Genomic DNA, 19,343 nt, shown 5'->3' with positions numbered 1-19,343 from the left:
GTGTACCGGCTAACTTTAGCGCCCGCCCGTTTTTTCCAGGCGCGCCAGCTTCAGAAACCGGTAGTACACCGTCTCCGCATTGAACAGCGCGATCATCAGCCCGGTGCGGCCATCCAGAAAACCGCGCCGCAGCAGATAAGTCCGCACGAACGCCCACAGGCCGCGCCCGAGCGCGAGTCGAATGCTACCTTTCTGCCCGGCCTCGTAACGCTGCCGCGCGCCGGCCGTCGAATACGCGTCGAGCTTGCGCAGCACGCCCTCATAGTCCTCGTACGAGTAGTGCATCAGCTTGCCGGTCAGGCGTTGCGCGGGCGTGTCGAACACGAGGCGCTCGTGCACGAGGTCGTCGGAGAAGCGCGCGGTGCCGCGTTTGAAGAGGCGCGGAATCCAGTCCGGATACCAGCCGCTGTGATGGACCCAGTGGCCGCAGAAACTCGACAGACGGTCCACCGCATAGACGTCGGCGGCGGGCGCGGCGAGCGTCGCGCGAATCGATGCGGCAAGTTCCGGTGTGACGATTTCGTCGGCGTCGAGCGACAGGATCCAGCTTGTCATCAGGGCATCGACCGCGCGGTTCTTTTGCGGGCCGAAGCCCGGCCAGTCCGTCTGTTCGATGACACGCGCGCCGTTCGCGCGAGCGATGTCGGCGGTGCCGTCGGTGCTGCCGCCGTCGATCACGACGATCTGGTCGGCAAAGGCCACGGCCTGCAGGCATTCGGCCAGCCGCGCCGCCGCGTTCCGGGTGATGATGGCAACGCCAAGAGTGGTTTCTTGCATACCTGAGTTGCGTGGAGGACGAAGTGACGGAGCGGGTCGCGACCCGGCAATCGAGCAGCGAGTATACACATCTCATCCGGCCCCACACCACGGCGCCGATCCGCCAGGTGTTGCGCGCATGCCGTCGCGCGCCGAGCGCCGGCCGTCATCTGCAACCGATTACAATGCTCTTTTTTGATATTTCACGCGGCCGGCCAATCATGCGCCGCGTGCTCGCCGTTCCGCATTTCCAGAGGATTCCTTGAGCGCGAAGCCAACGTTAAGCAAACCCATAGGTGCAGGCGATGCGTCGTCGCCGGCCGTCGTCCTGCGGCGCCTGTGGCCTTTCATCAAGCCGCTGCTGTGGGTCGTGGTCGGCGCGATCATTGCGATGGCGGTGAGCGCCGGCACCGACGCCGCCATTCCCGCGCTGCTCAAGCCGCTGCTCGACAAGGGCTTCGGCTCGCACGCGGTCGACAAGACCAAGTGGCTCGTGCCGATCGCGGTGATCGGCCTCGCGCTGATTCGCGGCGTGTCGCAGTACGCGTCCGGCTATCTGCTCGCGTACGTGTCGAACAAGATCCTGCTCGAGCTGCGTCTGAAGATGTTCGACCGCATGATCCACACGAGCGTCGCGTTCTTCCAGCGCGAAACCGCGAGCACGGTGATCAACGCGATCGTCTTCGAGGTCAACCAGATCCTGAACGTGCTGCTGAGCGTGATGGTCACGCTCGTGCGCGACTCGCTGACGGTGATCTTCCTGCTCGGCTACCTGTTCTATCTGAACTGGCGCCTGACGTTGATCGTCGCGGTGCTGCTGCCAGGCATCGGCTGGCTGGTCGGCAAGATCAATCGCCGGCTGCGGCGACTGAACCGCGAGCATCAGCTGCTCACCAACGAGCTGTCGTATATCGTCGAAGAAACGGTGGGCGGCTACAAGGTCGTCAAGGTGCACAACGGCGAGCAATACGAGACGGACCGCTTCACCGCGATGAGCCGGCGCCTGCGCGGCTACGCGATGCGCATGACGGTCTCCGGTGGCCTCGCGCAGCCGTTGACTCAGTTCCTCGCGTCGATCGCGCTCGCGGTCGTGATCACGATCGCGGTGGTGCAGTCGTCGTCGGATCAGACGACGGTCGGCGGCTTCGTCGCGTTCGTCACGTCGATGCTCCTGATCATCTCGCCGCTCAAGCATCTGATGGACGTGAACCAGCCGTTGCAGCGCGGCATGACCGCGGCCGAGCTGATCTTCGGCCTGATCGACGAGCCGGCCGAGCCGGAAGGCGGCGGCAAGCCGCTCGCTCACGCGCGCGGCGAGGTCGAGTTCCGCGACGTGTCGTTCACCTACGGCACGAACTCCACGCACAACCGCCATACGCTCGACCAGGTGTCGTTCAAGATCGCGCCGGGCGAGATGGTCGCGCTCGCGGGTCCGTCGGGCAGCGGCAAGACCACGCTCGTGAATCTGTTGCCGCGCTTCTTCGATCCGACCGGCGGCGCGATTCTGGTCGACGGCGTCGCGCTGCCCGAGTACGACCTGCACGCGCTGCGCAGCCAGATCGCGATGGTGAGCCAGGACGTCGTGCTGTTCAACGACACCATCGCGCACAACGTCGCGTACGGTCAGGAAGTCGATGCGGAGAAGGTCAAGGCGGCGTTGCGCGCGGCGAACCTGTGGGACACCGTGCAGGCGATGCCGCAGGGCATCGAGACGCTCGTCGGCGACAACGGCATGATGCTGTCGGGCGGCCAACGCCAGCGTCTCGCGATCGCGCGCGCGATCTACAAGAACGCGCCGATCCTGATTCTCGACGAAGCGACGTCGGCGCTCGATTCCGAGTCCGAGCGCCACGTGCAGGCGGCGCTCGAAACGCTGATGAAAGGTCGCACCACGCTCGTGATCGCGCACCGCCTGTCGACGATCGAGCGCGCCGACCGCATCCTCGTGATGGAGGCGGGGCGGATCGTCGAGCGCGGCAGCCATCGCGAGCTGCTCGAGCACGACGGCTTGTACGCCCATCTGCATCGCATCCAGTTCCAGCAAAGCCCGGTTTGATCCGGCACATCGCGAACGGAAGCGCGGGCCGGTGTTGCGTCTAAGTCTCAATTTATTGCGCTTTTTCGGCGCTAATCACATGCTGGCGGGCAATCACGGTCCGCCTCGCGGAAATCGACTGCCCATGTCTCACGACGATCCGAGCAAGCCGCTCGTCTCCATCGCGCTCGCGACGTACAACGGCCGCACTTATCTGCCCGAGCTGCTGGCTTCGCTCGAAGCGCAGAGCTGGCCCCATCTCGAAGTCGTGGTATCCGACGACGCCTCCTGCGACGGCACCCGCGAACTGCTCGCGTCCCATACGGGACGCGTGCCGGTGCGGCTCGTCGGCGATGGCACGCGGGCCGGCATCGTCGGCAATTTCGAGCGCGCGCTCGCCGGCTGCCGCGGCGACTACATCGCGCTCGCCGACCAGGACGACGTCTGGGCGCCCGAGAAGGTCACCGATCTGATGCGCGAGCTGCGCCGCGTGGAAAGCGCGGGCGACGCCGCCGCGACGCCGGCGCTCGCGTTCTGCGACATCGAGCTCGTCGACTCGACGCTGTGCTGTATGTCACGCTCGCTGTTCGATATCACCGCGAAGTCGCGCTGCGCGACGCGACTGCGCGATTTTCTGCTGAGCAACCATGTGCCCGGCTGCGCGATGCTCGTCAATCGCGCGACGCTCGAACGCGCGCTGCCGTTCCCGCCCGGCATCGTGATGCACGACTGGTGGCTCGCGATGGTGGTCGCGTCGTTCGGCGAGATTCGCCACGTCGCGGCGCCGCATCTGAAGTATCGGCAGCATGACGGCAATGCGGTCGGCGCAAGCGCGACCAACGAGCGCGGCGCGGCGCGCGACGAATGCGGCGCCGAGGCGGCACGACGGCGCGGCGCGAGCCGGCGGCGGCAGATCGAAGCCATCGCGGATCAGGTGCGGGTGTTCGTGCGACGCTTCGGCGCCGAGCTGCCCGTCGATGCGCGTCACGACATGTATGCGTTTTCGCGCGGTGTCGCGAGCTGGCGCGGCGCATTCGAGTTCGTGATGATCAGCCACACCGGCGAGACCTTCGTGCGCTCGGTGAAGATGTTGCGGCGCTTGCGCGCGAGCGTGCTGAGCTTCGGCGTCGAGGTGCGAAGGCCGAGTCTCGCGCGACGCTTGCGGCAGCGGCGGGGTGCGTCGCGCAGAGTTTCGTGACTCGTGTCGCGTCGCAAAGCACCGCCAGACCCTATCGTCGTCTTCAGGCCTTTCTGCCCCGCACGACCCGCTTGATCCAGATGCCCGGCGCGTAGACCATCGGGCAACTCGCATACAGGAACATCCGAATCCGCAGCCCGAGCTTCACGCCGGCGCTGCGCGTCACCAGCCCGAGGCGTTCGCCGAGGCTGCCCGCTTCGAACATCGCATGGATGAACTGCTCGCGCGCGAGCTTCGGCGCCATCGCCGCGCGCATGCGTTCGCCCACACCGGCGATCTGAGCGTCGCGCTGCAGTTGCGCGAGCTCCGCGAGTCCGTAGCGATTGCTTTGCCGCATCCGCGCGATCAGCTCGTCGACCGACTGGTAGCGACGCTTGCGCGAAACTCCGCCGCGCCGATAGCGCACCAGCGGCTCGCGCAGACTGATCGCGCCGCCCGACAGGATCGCGCGCAGCACCATGATCTGATCCTCGGCCGCGGCGCCCGGCAGCATCGGCCCGAAGCGCTCGATCAGGCGTCGCGACCACGTATGTGCCGCGCCGATCAGCCATGGACGCTCGACGAGCCAGTCGTCGAAGCTGCGATAGTGATCGAGCTCGGTCGGGCTCACGCGCTCGTGCACGTGACCCGCTTCGTCCATGTCGGCGAGATCGGTGGCGATCAGGTCGGGGCGGCGCCCATGCGCGAGCCAGCAGTCGACGACGCGCTCGCAGCGCGCGGGCGCCGACATGTCGTCGCCGGCGGCGACGAACAGCAGTTCGCCGTGCGCGAGCTGCGCGAGTTGCGACAGGTGCGCGCTGATGCCCTGGTTCACGGTATTGCGCCGTGCGATCACGCGATGCGGGCCCGCGTAGCCGGCGAGCGCCGCTTCGATCGCGGCGTAGGTGGCGTCGCTGGACGCGTCGTCGGAGACGATGATTTCGAGCGGCTCGTAGGTTTGCGCGAGCGCGCTGCGCACGGCGTCGCCGATCTGCTCCGCCTGGTTGTAGGCGATCATCAGCATCGAGACGAGCGGGCGGGTGGTGTCGGCGGTTGCGGCGGACGGCGGGCAATCGGTCATGGAGTCGGGACGAAGGCGATTGGCCTAGATTCTAGCCGCTGACGGTCGCGCCGCGCGACGCACGCGGCAAACCCGGGCACCCCGAGCCGAAGCCGGCGAAAGCCATCCTTTACAATTGCCGCTGCCCCGAAAACTGCGCACCCACGGCCTCGCCCGCGCGTGCGCCTCACCGAGACCGATCCTTGTCAGAGCCAACCCGCGACGCAGCCCTCGACCCGAACCGCCGCCCCCTCACCGACATCGCGCTGACCGCCCAGGCGCTGAAGAACAGCGGTGGCGCCGAGCGCTACACGCGCGACGTGATCGCCGGCCTGCATCGCATGGGTTTGCGCCCGACGCTGTTCGCGCGCGAGATCGACCGCGCGCTGCCCGAGGCCGCGTGGATCGATGCGCAGCCGCTCGACGTACGCTGGGCGCCGCGCAAGCTGCGCAACCTCGCGTTCGACTGGCGTCTGAAGCAGCGGTTGAAGCGGCATCGTCCGGCGTGCGTGTTCTCGATCAATCACTCGACGCATGCCGACGTCGCGTTGTGCGGCGGCACGCATCCGGGTTCGCTCGAAGCCGCGGGCCGCGCGCCGCGCCGCAGCGACGAATGGCAGATCGAGCTCGAGCGGCGCGTCTACACGCGGGCGCGCTCGATCGTCGCGCATTCGGAATTGATGAGCCGCGAGTTGCAGCGTTTTTATGACGTGCCGGCCGCGCGGATCGACGTGCTCTATCCGCCCGTCGATACCGCACGCTTCCGGCCGCTCGACCCCGCCGCGCGCGCGGCCGTGCGCCGCCAGCTCGGCGTGCCCGACGATCGCGTGATGTTCGTGTTCTCGTCGACGAGTCACGAGCGCAAGGGCTATCCGCTGCTCGAAGCGTTTTTCTCGCGCACGACGCTGCCGGTCTGCCTCGTCGTCGCGGGACGCCCGGTGCCGAAAACCGGCGACACAATTCGTTACGCGGGTTACAGCAAGGAGATCGAAAAACTGTTCGCGGCCGCCGATTTCACGGTCGTCGGGTCGGCGTACGAGCCGTTCGGGCTCGTCGGCGTGGAGTCGGTGATGTGCGGCACGCCGCTCGTGATCGCCGACAACGTCGGCTCGGCGGAGACCGTGACCGGTGCCGCGAAGATCGAGTTCTCGCGGCAGACCGCGGGCAGTTTCGAGCGCGCGATCGAGCAGGCGGTCGAGCGCGTGAAGAGCGGCGCCGCGCGCATCGCGACGCCGCGCGACAGCCTCGTGTACGACCCGAGCGTCGACGCGCACGTCGCGGCGCTTTACGAGGTGTTCACGCGGGGATGAGGGCGGCGCTCCGCGCTCGGGTTGCCGCTTCTCGTCAAATCAAAATCAATCGCGCGGCTGCGTCTCGCGCACGACCGCGGCTGGCGCCGGCGGGGTCCGCGCTTCGCTTCGCAACTCGCGCTTGCGTGCATCGATCACCGCCAGCAGCGTCGCCACCAGCGAGGCGAGCAGCACCGCCACCATCATCGGCACCAGCACGTCGATAGTGAGCCCGAAGATCACCGTGCTCGCCGCGACCGCGAGACCCGCGTACGACGCGGCGCGAATCGCCAGATCGGTCGCATGCCGGTGTCGCCAGAAATACACCGTGATCCCGTAGTAGAACAGCAACAGGCAGATCACGCCGACCGCGCCCATCTCGGCGAGCGTCGAGAAAAAGTCGCTATGCGCGCGCTCGTTGACGATCTCGGCCTTCACTTCGCCGCGCTTCGCCATCACGCCGAGCTCGTCGACCAGATGGCCTTTGCCGACGCCCCACACCGGATGCCGCTCGAACATCATCCGCGACGCGTTCCACAGTTGCAGGCGCAGGCCGGTGGCCGTGTCGTCCTCGCCCTTGCGCATCATCGACACGTCGTTCGGCACCTCGGCAAAGCGCTTCTGAACCCGTTCGGTCGACAACAGACCGCCCGCCCCGATCACGATGACGAGCGTCGCGATCAGCAGGCGCTTCTTGTGCGTGAACCAGTGGTACTGCATGCCGAGCAGCACGACGAACACCGGCACGGCGACCCAGCCGCCGCGCGAGCCCGACAGAAACGATGCGTAGCCGCCCGACACCAGCGCGAGCACGCGCGGCACCAGCACGCGCCAGTCGCGCGGATTGTCCCAGCCAAGCGTGAACACCGACAGGAACCCGAGCAGCAGCGCGGTATCGCCGAACGGAATCGCGTTCGTGTACGAGTTGTTCAGCCGGTTCGCGTCGGTCCAGCCGCCGGGCGGCTGATCGATGAACGCCCATGCGCCGACCGCGAGCGCGCCGGCCGCGCAGCCCCAGCCGATCGTGCGCAGATTGCGCGACGGCAATTGCCGCAGCAGCAGGAACACCAGGAGCGCGAGCACGAAACGCGACGCATTGTCGAATTCGCGTGGCAGCCAGTAGCCGAGCACCAACTGCTGCGCGCCGATCCCGACGACGAACGCGAGCATGCCGATCGTGAACCAGCGGTAAGTCCGCAACGCAGAGAAATAGCCCGGCATGCGCCGGTTGACGATGGCCGCGCCGAGCGCGAGCGCGACGAGCGCGAAAAAGCAGTAGCCGGTGCCGCCGCGCCACATCAGATTGACCGCGGGCGCGAGAAACAGCAGAGCCGACGTGAGCCAGACCAGACTGGAAGCAAAAATCATAGGTCTACGTTATCGATGAAAACACTACCGTTCCGGTGGTGAAATTGCAGGGGGTGCCGGACCATTTGAGTTTATCAAGACGGTAGAGCGATCCGGATTATAACCATGCGCTTCCTTGCGAAATGCTTGCTGCCGCACGCGGGAAGGTTCCGCTGGTCCGCGGCATGCGGGTGGGGCGGGCGCGGGCGGCGTCTGTCGTGCGAGCAGGCGGGGGCGGTACAATCGCGCGACATTCATGGCCGGGGCGCGGCGCATGCCGCGCCCCGCGCCCAGCTCAACGGACCGACTCGATGTTCTCAATCATCATCCCGACCTGGAACAACCTGCCTTATCTGCGCCTCGTGATCAAAAGCCTGCGCCGTCATTCGACGCATCCGCACCAGCTCATCGTGCACGTGAACGACGGTTCGGACGGCACGCTCGCGTGGGTGCGCGACGAGGGCATCGAGCACACGGCGTCGCCCGGCAATATCGGCATCTGCCACGCGGTCAATGTCGCGGCGGCGCGCGCGACGCAGGACTACATCGTCTACATGAACGACGACATGTACTGCTGCCCCGGCTGGGACGACGCGCTCGTCAAGCGTCTCGCGCAGATGCCGGCCGACAACCTGTTCATGTTGTCGGGCACGATGATCGAGCCGGTCGATTCGGGCAATCCATGCGTGGTCGTGCGCGACTTCGGCCGCGATGCGCAGGCGTTTCGCGCCGACGAGCTGGTCGCCGCCGCGGCCGGTCTCGTGCGCGCCGACTGGCGCGGCGCGACGTGGCCGCCGACGCTCGTGCATCGGGACTGGTGGTTCAAGGTGGGCGGCTACAGCAGCGAACTGAGCCCCGGCATGAGCAGCGACAACGATTTCTCGATGAAGCTGTGGGACGCGGGCTGCCGCGTGTTCGTCGGCGTCGGCGACAGTCTCGTCTATCACTTCCAGCAGAAGAGCACCGGCAAGATCGTGAAGAACGACGGGCGTCGCCAGTTCCTCAACAAGTGGGGGCTGACACAGGCGACCTTCGACCGCTATTACCTGCGCCGCGGCACCGCCATCGACGGCGCGCTCGCGGTCAGCGAGCCCGAGCGCACCGGCCGGCTGCGCCGTGCACTGCTGAAGTCGCGCATCAAGCGCGCGTTGGGCTGACGGGCGGCGAGCCGAAAACGGCTGCTTGACGCGCTGCGTGTGTCAAACGCCGCGCGTTACGAGCGGCAGCACCGTCAGATCCGGATGCGTGCCGTCGACGATGCTGCGTCCCACGTGCACCGCTTCGTAGAGCGCGTCGGCGAGGCTCGCGAAGCTCTCCTCGCCGTCCGCGTGAAACGGCACCGCTTGGCCGGGAAGCTGGGGGTTGGCGCCCGGATGGCAGACGTAGCCTAGATACGTGTAGCGGCTGTTTTTCGCGGCCGCATCGGCGGCATGCGCCGGGTCGGGCGGATCCTTCGCGACAGGTGACACGTGTATCTCGAAGCCCTCGTATTGCACCGTCTGCCAGCTTGCGGTTTGGTCGGCCATGACCGCCTCCGTCTGGGTCTGTCCTGTCCAAAAGTCTAGGTGATTTGCCGCCAAAACGCGCGGGCGGCCGGCTACGGCCAAACCATGACGGCTTCGACTATGGCGGCGCTCCTGGGAAGTGGGTTGATGAAGCGCATTGTGCTGAGATCGGCGACGTTTTGATAATTGGGCCGCAGTTGGAGAGATTTTCGTTTAATTTTTGAAATTAGGCGGTCTGCAGGATCGCGTCCGCCAAAACGCCCCGGCTGGTTCTCCCCGGATAAAATGCTGCGCTTTGCCTAAATCCGACTTCGCTCATGTGGTTCAAAAACCTTCAACTGCACCGTCTGCCCGCGCCGTGGTCCGTTAACCCTGAACAGATGCAGAAGTGGCTCGCGCCGTACGCGTTCGCGCCCGGCCAGAGCGTCGAGATGCAGGCCCAAGGCTGGGCGCCCCCGCGCGACGGCGACTCGCTGGTCTACGCAATGAACGGTCAGATGCTGCTGACGTTCCGTGCCGAGAAGAAACTGCTGCCCGCGTCGGTCGTCACCCAGGTCACGCGCGAGCGCGCGGCCGAACTCGAGGAGCAGCAGGGCTTCAAGCCGGGCCGCAAGCAGATGCGCGACCTGAAGGAGCAGGTCACCGACGAACTGCGGCCGCGCGCGTTCAGCATCCGCCGCGATACGCGCGTGTGGATCGATTGCACGAATGGCTGGCTCGTGATCGACGCGGCGTCGCAGGCGCTCGCCGACGATGTGCGCGGTCTGCTCGTCAAGTCGATCGACCAGTTGCCGCTGATGACGGTGCGCGTCGCGCAGTCGCCGGTCGCGGCGATGACCGGCTGGCTGCTCGACGGCGACGCGCCGGCGGGTTTCACGCTCGATCAGGACACCGAGCTGCGTTCGCCCGCCGAGGGCAACGCGACGGTGCGCTATGTCGGCCATGCGCTGGACGCCGAAGACATGCGCCGCCACATCGAGGCGGGCAAACAATGCATGCGGCTTGCGATGACGTGGAACGATCGCGTGTCGTTCGTGCTGACGCCGTCGCTGACGATCAAGCGCGTCGCGCCGCTCGACGTGCTCAAGGAAGCGAGCGACCCGACCGCGCAGAACGACGACGAGCGCTTCGATTCCGACGTCGCGCTGATGACGGCCGAGCTCGACCGCATGCTGCGCGATCTGCTCGATGCGCTGGGCGGCGAGCAGGGCGAGCAAGGGTTCGCGTTGACGCAGGCCGTCGCGGCCTGAGCGTCAGATTTTCGCGCTGTCGAGCGCTTCGACGAGGGTCCAGTAAGGTGTGATCGAGCGCAAGCGGATCGGGTAGGTCCGCTGCAGCAGCGCGAGCGTCGCGTCGGTATCGGTGAGCTGATAGATGCCCGACACGCGCAGATCGGCGACGTCGTCGGCATAGCGCAATACGCCGGCGTGATAGCGCGCGAGTTCGTCGACGAGATCCGCGATACGCATGTTGTTCGCGTAGAGCAGGCCACGCGTCCACATCGCCTCGCGCGGGTCGAGCGCTTGCGGCGCCGCGACGCCGAAGCGTGTCAGCGTGCACCGTTGGCCTTGCGTCAGCACCAGCGCCGCGCCCGATGCCGGCCTCACCAACGCGTCGCCGCGAAACGCGGCCACGCGTGTGAAACCATCCCGTTGCCTCACGCTGAACTGCGCGCCGCGCGCTTCGACGACGCCTTCGGCCGTCTGCACGAGCAAAGGCGCATGAGTCGTTCGGGCGCCCGGTGCGCCGCCAACATCGATCACGGGCCGCACCATGATTTCCCCTCCGAGCAGATCGACGCGCCGAACGTTCGCCTCGAACGCGGCGTTGATCGCGCTCGCGCTGCCCAGCGTGATCTGAGTGCCGTCCGCCAGCAGCACGTCGTCCAGTTCGCCAGTCGCGGTGTGGAATTCTGCGGTCCACATCTGCCACGGCAAGCGGCTCGCGAGCCAGCCCGCGGGCGCGGCGATCGCAAGCCCCGAGAGCGTTTTCAGCGCGCGCCGCCGTCCCTGCGACACGCCGGCAGCATCCGCGTCTTCGCGTAGCGCGGGGCCGACGTCCGCGGGCACGGCGCCGGTTTCGCGCCGTAATTGCTGCGCTCGCCGAAGCATTTGGTTAAAGATGCGGTACTCCGGACGCATTTGACAAATGTGATTTAAATTGAATTTAGCAGATCAGGATTTAACGATTTATATCTGTTAATAATGATTTGCGGCGGATATTCGGATCGAGTTCACATCGAATTGACTCACTACCTTATCCTAAGCGGAAGCGTGGGCCCCGATTGCGTCATGGCATGCAGACCCATTGTCATCGATACAAAAAATTCAGGCTATGTGTGGATCGTTTCTTTTCGTGAATTCTTAAGCAGAAATGCGGCTAATTGCGCTGCAATAGAACGTGACATTTTTGTCACGAATTACAGCGTGCCGGGTTTAGCCGACGGGCGTGTAAATCTGATGAAACTCTTCGCATGCGCACGGCGCTGACGACGGTCTGCGCGCAGCCGGCCGCTCATGAACCCCGGTAAAACTCCGTGCGCTGCCGCACCTTCGATGCAGACGAAAAAACGACAGCCGTATCAAAGGCTTGCGGATTTTTCCGGGAAGTTATGCACAGATTTGCCAACAAAAACTGTGGGTAACTTCGAGCGTGTCGTCGCGCGTCGAAGCGCCGTTAGTCTTCGAGCGCCCACGCGCGCCTGCGGCGCAGCAGCGCCGAGCCGATCGATACCGCCGCGCCGATGCCGCCCATCGTCAGCGACAGCGCGACGATCAGTGGGCCGGTTTGGGTGCTCGCCGAGAACACGCCGACGAGCAGGCCGGCGAGCGGCTGCGTCAGGTTGTTCAGCAGAATCGCGACGCCGATGGTCTTGCCGTAGTCCTCGGGCGGGATGATCTGCAAACGCGCGCTGCGGATGTAGACGTTGAACATCTTGTCGAAGCCGACGATCAGCAGGAAGCCGAGCGCATAGCCCCACGGCGACGCGCTCGCGCCTGCGATCACGCCGCCCGCGCAGATCGTCACGAATGCGACGAGACCGAGCACGCGCGCCGGCCATCCGGCGCGCGCAACCGTCAGCAGCACCAGCACCGTGGCGAGCGCGCCGGCCGTTTGCAGACCGGCGTAGTAGCGGCTCGATTGCGCATGCAAACCCGTCACCATCGCCGCCGACGTCGCAAGCGTGACACCGATGACGAGGTTCTCCGCGGCCGCGAGCATGATGACCTTCTTCAGGCCCGGCAGCGTCCACACGTGATCGAGCGCGATGCGCAGCGGCGTGGTCCAGTGAGCGGCGGGCGTGAGCGATCGAGCGGACACAGGCGAAGGCGCGCGAAAGCCGCTCAGTCGCTGCCAGACGAACAGTGCGGCGTCGGCGCACAGAAACAGCACGCCGGTCGCGGCGACCACCCATTCCCAATGCCACACACCGAGCAGCAACGCGGCGAGCATTGGCCCCAGCACGAAGCCGAGCTGATCGGCCAGTTGCGAATACGCGAGCACCTTCTGGATCTGCTGCGTGCTGAAGATCTGCGGCAGCATCACCTCGCGCGCGACGAGCCCCTGGCTCGTCAGCACGCCGCACGCGGCCGACAGCGCGATCAGCCAGCCGATGCCGCCGAACAGCGCATATGCGGCGATACCGCCGAAGCATGCGAGCGCACGCACCGCCTGGCTCAGCCGCATCAGGCGCAGCGGTGGAAAGCGGTCGCAGAGCGCGCCGAAGAACGGGAACACGAGGTAGCGCGGCAGCGTTTCGATGAAAAACGCGAGCCCCGACCACGAGACCTGGCGCGTCGTTTGAAACACCACGAGCGGCACCAGAAAGAGCAGGATCTGATCGGCGAGACGCGCGATGAACAGCGAGCAGAAGAAAGCCTGATGGTTGACGCGCACCGTGGTTGTCTCGCCGTATTGGGGTCGAGACCGATCCTATCAAAAGATCGCGCGGGCGAGACGGTGCGCCCGCCGGCCGCCGTCCTATTCGCCGCGATACGCCTGTTCGAGCGGCGCGATATCGAGCTTGACCATCTTCATCATCTGCGCCATCACGCGGCTTGCCTTTGCGCGATCCGGGTCGCGCAGCATCTGCAGCAGCACGTTGGGCGCGATCTGCCACGACACGCCGAAGCGGTCCCGCAGCCAGCCGCAGGCCCACGGCTCGCCGCCGCCGTCGAGCAGCTTCGACCAGTAGCGATCGATTTCCTCCTGCGAGTCGCAGTGCACGAACAGCGAGATGGCCGGCGTGAATTTGTATTGCGGGCCACCGTTCAGCGCCATGAACTCCTGGCCTTCGATTTCGAAGGTGACGGCGACGACCTTGCCCGCCGGTCCTGGGCCGGCGTCCGTGGCGTGCAGCGTGGTGGCGATGCGCGACGCCGAAAACACCGACGTGTAGAACGCCGCGGCTTCTTCCGCGTTGCCGTCGAACCACAGGCACGGCGCGATTTTCTGCATGACGTTGCTCCTTCGGGACTGGTGTCGGTGGGCGTGGGCGTGCGATTGCCCGACGCCCATCGGCCGCTCACTTCTTCTCTTGGGACGAACAGTCCATCGCGGCCATCGCCTGCTGGATTTCCTCGGCGCTCAGGTCGCGCTTGTGCGTCGCGAGCGACCAGCTGTGGCCGAACGGGTCCTTGACCTGGCCGTAGCGGTCGCCCCAGAACATGTCGGTGACGGGCATCGTGACGGTCGCGCCCGCGTCGACCGCCTGTTTGAAACTCGCGTCGACGTCCGGTACGTAGTGGTGAATCGTGACCGGCGTGCCCTTCAGCGTGTTCGGGCCGAAGGTTTGGTGCTCGGGCCATTCGTCGGTCAGCATCAGCATGGAGTCCCCGATTTTCAGGGTCGCGTGCATCACCTTGCCGTCGGGGCCCGGCAGACGGATCTGTTCGACGGCGTTGAAGGCTTTCGTGTAGAACGCGATCGCTTCGGCGGCGTTCTTGCAGATCAGGTACGGCGTGAGCGAGTGCATCCCGTCCGGGATCGGTTTGGCTGCGGCACTGGACATGACGGTGACTCCTTGAAGTAACGGTTCCTCAGGGGAAAGACCGGCTGCGTGAGCTGGGTCTTCAACGTTACGACGAGTTGGTCACCGTCGGATCGACACTCCGAAAAAAATATTTTCAGGCGCGGGGGAGGGCGGCCCGCCATTTATCCCGCCGGATTGTCCTCGTCCGCCGGCGGCGCGGACGGCGCCGTGCTGCCCGCCGGCGCGCCGAGGATGCTGATCTGGAACGTGGGCGTCGCGGCGAGCGACTGCAGCGTCGCGTCCTCGGGGATGCGCTCGTCGAGCGGCAGAATCACCGAGCCGCCGATGACCGCGCGCCGGCTGTTGTCGGCCGGGCGCAGGCCCCACACGTCCTGATAGACGACGGGGACCGTGGCGCCGTTGCGCGTCGTGTTGCCGAGGTACAGCATCACGTGGCCGCCGATGTAGATCAGCGTGCGCAGCGGCACGCCATGCCGCGCCAGATAGTCGAGCCGTTCGGCGGGTGTCGACTCCGACAGATCGACCATGCGGCCGGCGCTCATCTGCGTCGACGAATGGCGCGGCAGCCACACGCCGAACGCGGCGAAGATGCTTTGCAGTTCCGACGAACAGTCGTTGTAGAGCCCGCTATTGCCCCAGCCGTACGGCCGGCCGATCAGCGCCTTCAACAGCGTGGCGAGATGGCGCGGCGTCGCGGCGAGCGGCATCGGCGCGATCTGCGTGGCGTCGAGCGACGCGGTGCGGATCAGCGCGCGGCCGTCGACGTCGCGCGCGGGAACGAGGAGTTGGAGTGTGCCTGCATTGGTGCTGGTCGCGGCTGGCGATGCCGAGACACCCGCCACCAGCGGCAGCATCGTCCCGGCCGGGGCAGCGAAGCGGAACACGCCGTGGCTGTCGTTGACCGCCGCCGACGCGACGATCACCGCGCCTAGCGACTTCCCGGCCGCCGCGCGCCATTGATCGATGAAACCATCGTCGGCGAACGCGACGCCGTCGCTGCGCACCCAGCCCTGCACGTCGGGCGTCTGCACGTAATGCCACGCGCCGTCGACGCTGCTACCGAGCACATAGAGCGGCGTGCCGGGCCGCACCGCCGAGATCTGCAGGTTGTCGAACGGATAACCCTCGCCGGCCAGGCGATGGTCGTAGAACGACGGATCGGTGGTAGGCAACTCGCGCACCATCAGGTTGCCGGTCGCGATCGCGCGCCGCTCGGGCTGATAGACCGGCGTTTGCGTGAACTGCGCGAGGTTGATGTTGCGCGCGATCGCGTCGATCCACGCCTTGTCGTGCGGCCGGAAGTTTTCGCCGTAACCGATGATGCTGCCACGCTTGCCGGTGTTGTCGAACCTGTCGATGCGGCGCTGTTGCAGTGCGGCAATGTCCTCGCCCTGCTCGCGAAGCACGCGTGTCGTCACCCAGGCGGGATTCCACGGCGACGGCGCGTTCTCGCCCGTGCCGAAGTAGCGCGCGAGCAGCGCGTCGAAATGTGCGCGCTGCTCGGCGGCGCTGAGAAACGGCCGATCGTAGTCGGGGCTGTTCGGATCGAGCCAGTGATCGACGTTCTGGTCGTAATGGGCGAGCGAAAACAGCGTGACGTTGTCGACGAACGCGTGCGTGCCGCGCGGCGGCGTTGGCGTGCTGCACGCGGCGAGCGTCGTGACGGCGACGCACAGCACGACGGCGCGGCAGGCACGGCGGGAGAGAACGGCGACGGGCATAAAGATTCGGCGTATGAGGTGCACGGCCAAGATGATACGGTGTCGGCGATGCGCACGGCGCATCGGATGTTGGGCGGCGGCGCGCGCGGCTTCGACTACACTCGCTTCATCCGTCCACCCGCGCGTCGCCACGCGCGACAATCGCCAGGGAGTCCGCCATGAAAACCAGCGCACGCAATCAGTTCAGCGGCGAAGTCACCGACCTCAAGCACGGTGCCGTCAACGACGAAGTCACGCTGCGCACGCCGGACGGTCTCGAGGTCGTCGCGATCATCACGCACGGCAGCGCGAAGTCGCTCGGGCTGGCGACCGGCAAGCAGGCGTTTGCGCTCGTGAAGGCATCGTCGGTGATCGTAATGGTCGATGTCGCGAGGCAGCAGGTGTCGGCGCGCAACTGCATCGAAGGGACCGTCGCGGCGGTGACGACGGGCGCCGTCAATTCGGAAGTGACGATCAGTGCCGGCAGCGCGCAGATCGCGGCGATCATCACGAACGACAGCGTCGAGCGCCTCGGCCTCGCGAGCGGCAAGGCGGCGACGGCGGTTTTCAAGGCGTCGAGCGTGATTATTGGGGTCGATCAGTAAAAGGCCCGGGCCTCTGGGACGGGTACTCAACGAGCTCTCACTGATCGCGAATGGCGCGAACGATGATCCCGTCCCATCCAAAAACAATCCTGTGAGCGTCCATCCGGAAGATCGCAAAACAATTGTCGCTATCTACGACAACCGTTGTAGCGGGCAACCCGGTTTCATTCACGCGAAGGTCGAACTGTTTCTTCAACGCCGAAAGCGTGTCACTTCGTTTGACGGTAAAACCTGTGTTGGGCTTGCAGGTTTCACTGTCGAAGCTCATGGATTGCGGCGTAATTGTCATCGTCATGCCGAGAATCCGTTTTGCTTCGGGGATGCCACCGGAAATATCGGCATAGTCAACTACATCGGTCACGACCCAATTGCCGATGAAATCATTAATCGTAGCGTGTGGTGGTGTTTGTGCCGCGCACACGCTTGCCGAGGCGGTCAGCGTGAGAGCCACATACGAAAAAAGCTTGTGGCCTGTCATTGTGCCGACTGCCGGAAGGGCGCGGATTCTCGTTGACGGCGGCTCATTAGTCCCCGGCTTATCTTCGCGGGACCTATCTTTCGGCCATTGCGATCACGCGGGGTAATCATCACATTAAGCATCATTTTTTCTGCTACCGCTATCATGTCTCCGGTATTTGCGGGACCTAACGCGTCGCGTGTGTTCTGACGTGACGAGTTATAGGCAAAAGACACGGCCGGTAATATAGCAAAAATAGAGTCGACAAAAAACCCGTTCGATTTAAGCTAATGCGAAATGAATATTGATTATATTAAGATAGAAGCCTCTTTTGAAACCCGAGTGGGTGATTTGGCGGGTCAAGGGCGGGCGTGAGCCCGGCGCAGCGAACCCTTGAGGCGCCCTGAACCGACAAGCTGGTGCATGGCTGGTTGCGGCAGAATGCGGCAACCAGCCATGCGAGACGAAGCGAACATGACGAATCAACTCTTTGAAGCCGCCTTGGGAATCAAGGCCCCGTGGTACGTGCAAGGCGTCGACTTCGACACGGCCAAACGGCAGCTCACGATTGCCGTGGACTTTGTCGCTGGCAGCCGCTTCGCCTACCCCGGGGTCGCCGGTGAGCACCCAGTGCATGACACGCAAATCAAGCGACTGCGCCACCTGAATTTCTTCCAGCACGAGTGCTATCTGGAAGTGCGGGTACCGCGAGTGCGCTTGCCGGATGGCGCGGTACGGCTGGTGGAACCCGACTGGGTCGGCCAACTCGACGGCTTCACGTTGCTGTTCGAAGCGCTGGTGCTGATGTTGGCGCAGCAGATGCCGTTTGCCGCGGTGGCACGCATCGTCAATCTGTCGTGGCACCGCGTGCACGCCATCTGTTCGCGCTATGTGGAACTCGCGCTCGCGTCGGCGAACCTGTCGGACGTGAGCACGGTAGCTATTGACGAAACCTCGTACCGGCGCGGCCACGAGTATCTGACGCTGGTCGCCGACATGCAGGCGCGACGGGTCGTGTTCGTCACGCCCGGGCGTGAAGCGAAGACGATTGAAGGCTTCGCGGCATATCTGAGCCAACACCACGGCACGCCCGAGCAGGTCACCTCGGTGAGCATCGACATGTCGCCCGCCTTCATCAAAGGCGTGGGCGAACATCTGCCCAATGCGCGGCTGACGTTCGACAAGTTTCACGTCGTCGCCCACGCGTCCAAGGCGCTTGATACGGTGCGCCGCCAACAACAGAAAGCCGACCCACAACTTAAAGGGATGCGCTGGACGCTGCTCAAGGACGCCAACAAACTGAATCTGGCGCAATTGACCGACCTCGAGGCGCTGGTCAGGCAGTACGCCACCAAGCGCACCGCCCGCGCATGGCTGTATCGCGAGCAACTGCGCGAGATTCTCGAGCGCAAGCAAATCCATGTCGTCTCCGAGATGTTGCGGCAGTGGTGCACCAACGTCATGCGCTCGAAAGTCGAGCCGATGAAGGACGTCGCGCGTCTGATTCGTCGGCACTTCGACGGCATCGTCGCCTGGACTCAGACGCGCCAGACCAACGGCTTCATCGAAGCAATCAACGGCTTGTTTCAAGCGGCCAAGCGAAAGGCTCGCGGCTACACGCGCTTCGCGACGATGCGCACGGTCCTCTTTCTCGTTGCTGGCAAGCTCGATTTCTCCGGCTTCAACCCGCATGCCTCGTGAGCCCCGTTACCCACTGCATTTTCAAAAGAGCCAGATAGAAACTAGGAAGGGATAGTCGAGAACCGAGGTGGACGGCGAGCGTAGACGCGCGGCGCGTGTCACAGCGTTCGACACCCGCGCGCGGGGATTGCGCTTGCTTTACACTTCACCCCTTACCGCTTTCCATCCCGCTCTGATCACGGACGCCGTCATGTTCGAAGTTTCCTCCACCTCGCATCTGCCCAAAGCCGCGCAATATGAAGAACTGGTCGCGCAGGCGCGCGCGCTGCTGGCCGGCGAAACGGACTGGATCGCCAACGCCGCGAATTTCTCGTCGATCGTCTTTCATTCGTTGAGCGATCTGAACTGGGCCGGCTTTTACTTTCACGACGGCCGCGAACTGGTGGTCGGCCCGTTCCAGGGCAAGCCCGCGTGCGTGCGCATTGCGCTCGGCAAGGGCGTCTGCGGTACGGCCGCGCAAACCCGTCAGACCCAGGTTGTGCGCGACGTGCACGAGTTTCCCGGCCATATCGCATGCGATTCGGCGTCGCAATCGGAAATCGTCGTGCCGCTCGTCGCGCCCGACGGCACGCTGATCGGCGTGTGGGATGTCGATAGCCCGGTCGTCGCGCGCTTCGACGAGGAGGACGCGAAGGGCATGGAAGCGTTGTGCGCGGTGTTCATCGAGGCAGCGCTGCCGCGCGGCGTGTAGCGTCGCCGAATCGCGCCGGGCGTGGCG

General features: G+C 65.3%; 18 protein-coding genes. 8 read left to right on the top strand and 10 right to left on the bottom strand.

Annotated features, from left to right (window positions below; all coding sequences use genetic code 11):
- Positions 1-15 precede the first annotated feature (15 nt).
- Entirely contained in the window at positions 16-777 is a 762-nt protein-coding gene (locus OKW30_RS13460) for a glycosyltransferase family 2 protein (protein WP_429346902.1), read from the bottom strand.
- Positions 778-1,018: 241 nt separating this feature from the next.
- Between OKW30_RS13460 and msbA the strand changes: the two genes are divergently transcribed.
- Together msbA and OKW30_RS13450 are read left to right on the top strand one after the other, a co-directional pair.
- The gene (gene msbA, locus OKW30_RS13455; protein ID WP_429346901.1) at positions 1,019-2,812 is read left to right on the top strand and encodes a lipid A export permease/ATP-binding protein MsbA; all 1,794 of its coding nucleotides are present in this window, start codon (positions 1,019-1,021) and stop codon (positions 2,810-2,812) included.
- A gap of 124 nt (positions 2,813-2,936) precedes the next feature.
- A complete protein-coding gene (locus OKW30_RS13450) occupies positions 2,937-3,989 on the top strand; it encodes a glycosyltransferase family 2 protein (RefSeq protein ID WP_187627043.1) in 1,053 nt (350 codons plus the stop codon).
- A 43-nt stretch (positions 3,990-4,032) separates the two neighbouring features.
- Here OKW30_RS13450 and OKW30_RS13445 read toward each other — a convergent pair whose 3' ends face one another.
- Positions 4,033-5,049 (bottom strand): glycosyltransferase family 2 protein, encoded by a 1,017-nt coding sequence (locus OKW30_RS13445; RefSeq protein WP_429346900.1) that lies wholly within the window; start codon positions 5,047-5,049, stop codon positions 4,033-4,035.
- A gap of 182 nt (positions 5,050-5,231) precedes the next feature.
- Between OKW30_RS13445 and OKW30_RS13440 the strand changes: the two genes are divergently transcribed.
- The gene (locus OKW30_RS13440) at positions 5,232-6,338 is read left to right on the top strand and encodes a glycosyltransferase family 4 protein (RefSeq protein ID WP_429346899.1); all 1,107 of its coding nucleotides are present in this window, start codon (positions 5,232-5,234) and stop codon (positions 6,336-6,338) included.
- 45 nt (positions 6,339-6,383) lie between these two features.
- Here the strand turns inward: OKW30_RS13440 and OKW30_RS13435 are convergent, their stop codons facing one another.
- Positions 6,384-7,685 (bottom strand): O-antigen ligase family protein, encoded by a 1,302-nt coding sequence (locus OKW30_RS13435; protein WP_184065693.1) that lies wholly within the window; start codon positions 7,683-7,685, stop codon positions 6,384-6,386.
- Between the two features lie 290 nt (positions 7,686-7,975).
- Here OKW30_RS13435 and OKW30_RS13430 point away from each other — a divergent pair, with 290 nt between their 5' ends.
- Positions 7,976-8,821: a glycosyltransferase family 2 protein gene (locus OKW30_RS13430; RefSeq protein WP_429346898.1), complete on the top strand. Its 846-nt coding sequence runs from the start codon at positions 7,976-7,978 to the stop codon at positions 8,819-8,821.
- Positions 8,822-8,863: 42 nt separating this feature from the next.
- Here OKW30_RS13430 and OKW30_RS13425 read toward each other — a convergent pair whose 3' ends face one another.
- Positions 8,864-9,190 (bottom strand): hypothetical protein, encoded by a 327-nt coding sequence (locus OKW30_RS13425; RefSeq protein ID WP_184065699.1) that lies wholly within the window; start codon positions 9,188-9,190, stop codon positions 8,864-8,866.
- A gap of 296 nt (positions 9,191-9,486) precedes the next feature.
- Between OKW30_RS13425 and OKW30_RS13420 the strand changes: the two genes are divergently transcribed.
- On the top strand, positions 9,487-10,419 hold the full coding sequence (locus tag OKW30_RS13420; RefSeq protein ID WP_429346897.1) for a recombination-associated protein RdgC: 933 nt from the start codon (positions 9,487-9,489) through the stop codon (positions 10,417-10,419).
- 3 nt (positions 10,420-10,422) lie between these two features.
- Here OKW30_RS13420 and OKW30_RS13415 read toward each other — a convergent pair whose 3' ends face one another.
- From OKW30_RS13415 to OKW30_RS13395, 5 genes are all read right to left on the bottom strand, one after another.
- Positions 10,423-11,280: a FecR family protein gene (locus OKW30_RS13415; protein ID WP_429346896.1), complete on the bottom strand. Its 858-nt coding sequence runs from the start codon at positions 11,278-11,280 to the stop codon at positions 10,423-10,425.
- Between the two features lie 565 nt (positions 11,281-11,845).
- The gene (locus OKW30_RS13410; RefSeq protein ID WP_429346895.1) at positions 11,846-13,066 is read right to left on the bottom strand and encodes an MFS transporter; all 1,221 of its coding nucleotides are present in this window, start codon (positions 13,064-13,066) and stop codon (positions 11,846-11,848) included.
- An 84-nt stretch (positions 13,067-13,150) separates the two neighbouring features.
- A complete protein-coding gene (locus tag OKW30_RS13405; RefSeq protein ID WP_429346894.1) occupies positions 13,151-13,627 on the bottom strand; it encodes a VOC family protein in 477 nt (158 codons plus the stop codon).
- 67 nt (positions 13,628-13,694) lie between these two features.
- Entirely contained in the window at positions 13,695-14,180 is a 486-nt protein-coding gene (locus OKW30_RS13400; RefSeq protein ID WP_184009671.1) for a VOC family protein, read from the bottom strand.
- Between the two features lie 143 nt (positions 14,181-14,323).
- Complete coding sequence (locus OKW30_RS13395; protein ID WP_429346893.1) at positions 14,324-15,883, bottom strand: SH3 domain-containing protein; 1,560 nt, start codon at positions 15,881-15,883, stop codon at positions 14,324-14,326.
- A 158-nt stretch (positions 15,884-16,041) separates the two neighbouring features.
- On the opposite strand from OKW30_RS13395, the gene OKW30_RS13390 reads away from it, so the two are divergent.
- Entirely contained in the window at positions 16,042-16,467 is a 426-nt protein-coding gene (locus tag OKW30_RS13390; RefSeq protein WP_184021673.1) for a TOBE domain-containing protein, read from the top strand.
- Positions 16,468-16,504: 37 nt separating this feature from the next.
- Here OKW30_RS13390 and OKW30_RS13385 read toward each other — a convergent pair whose 3' ends face one another.
- On the bottom strand, positions 16,505-16,945 hold the full coding sequence (locus OKW30_RS13385) for a hypothetical protein (RefSeq protein WP_429346892.1): 441 nt from the start codon (positions 16,943-16,945) through the stop codon (positions 16,505-16,507).
- A gap of 453 nt (positions 16,946-17,398) precedes the next feature.
- On the opposite strand from OKW30_RS13385, the gene OKW30_RS13380 reads away from it, so the two are divergent.
- The gene (locus tag OKW30_RS13380) at positions 17,399-18,625 is read left to right on the top strand and encodes an ISL3 family transposase (protein WP_429346891.1); all 1,227 of its coding nucleotides are present in this window, start codon (positions 17,399-17,401) and stop codon (positions 18,623-18,625) included.
- A 190-nt stretch (positions 18,626-18,815) separates the two neighbouring features.
- Positions 18,816-19,316: a GAF domain-containing protein gene (locus OKW30_RS13375; RefSeq protein ID WP_429346890.1), complete on the top strand. Its 501-nt coding sequence runs from the start codon at positions 18,816-18,818 to the stop codon at positions 19,314-19,316.
- Positions 19,317-19,343 lie beyond the last annotated feature (27 nt).

The organism is Paraburkholderia sp. Clong3 (assembly GCF_050436485.1).
Classification (GTDB): Bacteria; Pseudomonadota; Gammaproteobacteria; order Burkholderiales; family Burkholderiaceae; genus Paraburkholderia; species Paraburkholderia tuberum.
This window is presented reverse-complemented; position numbering and strand designations above follow the sequence as displayed.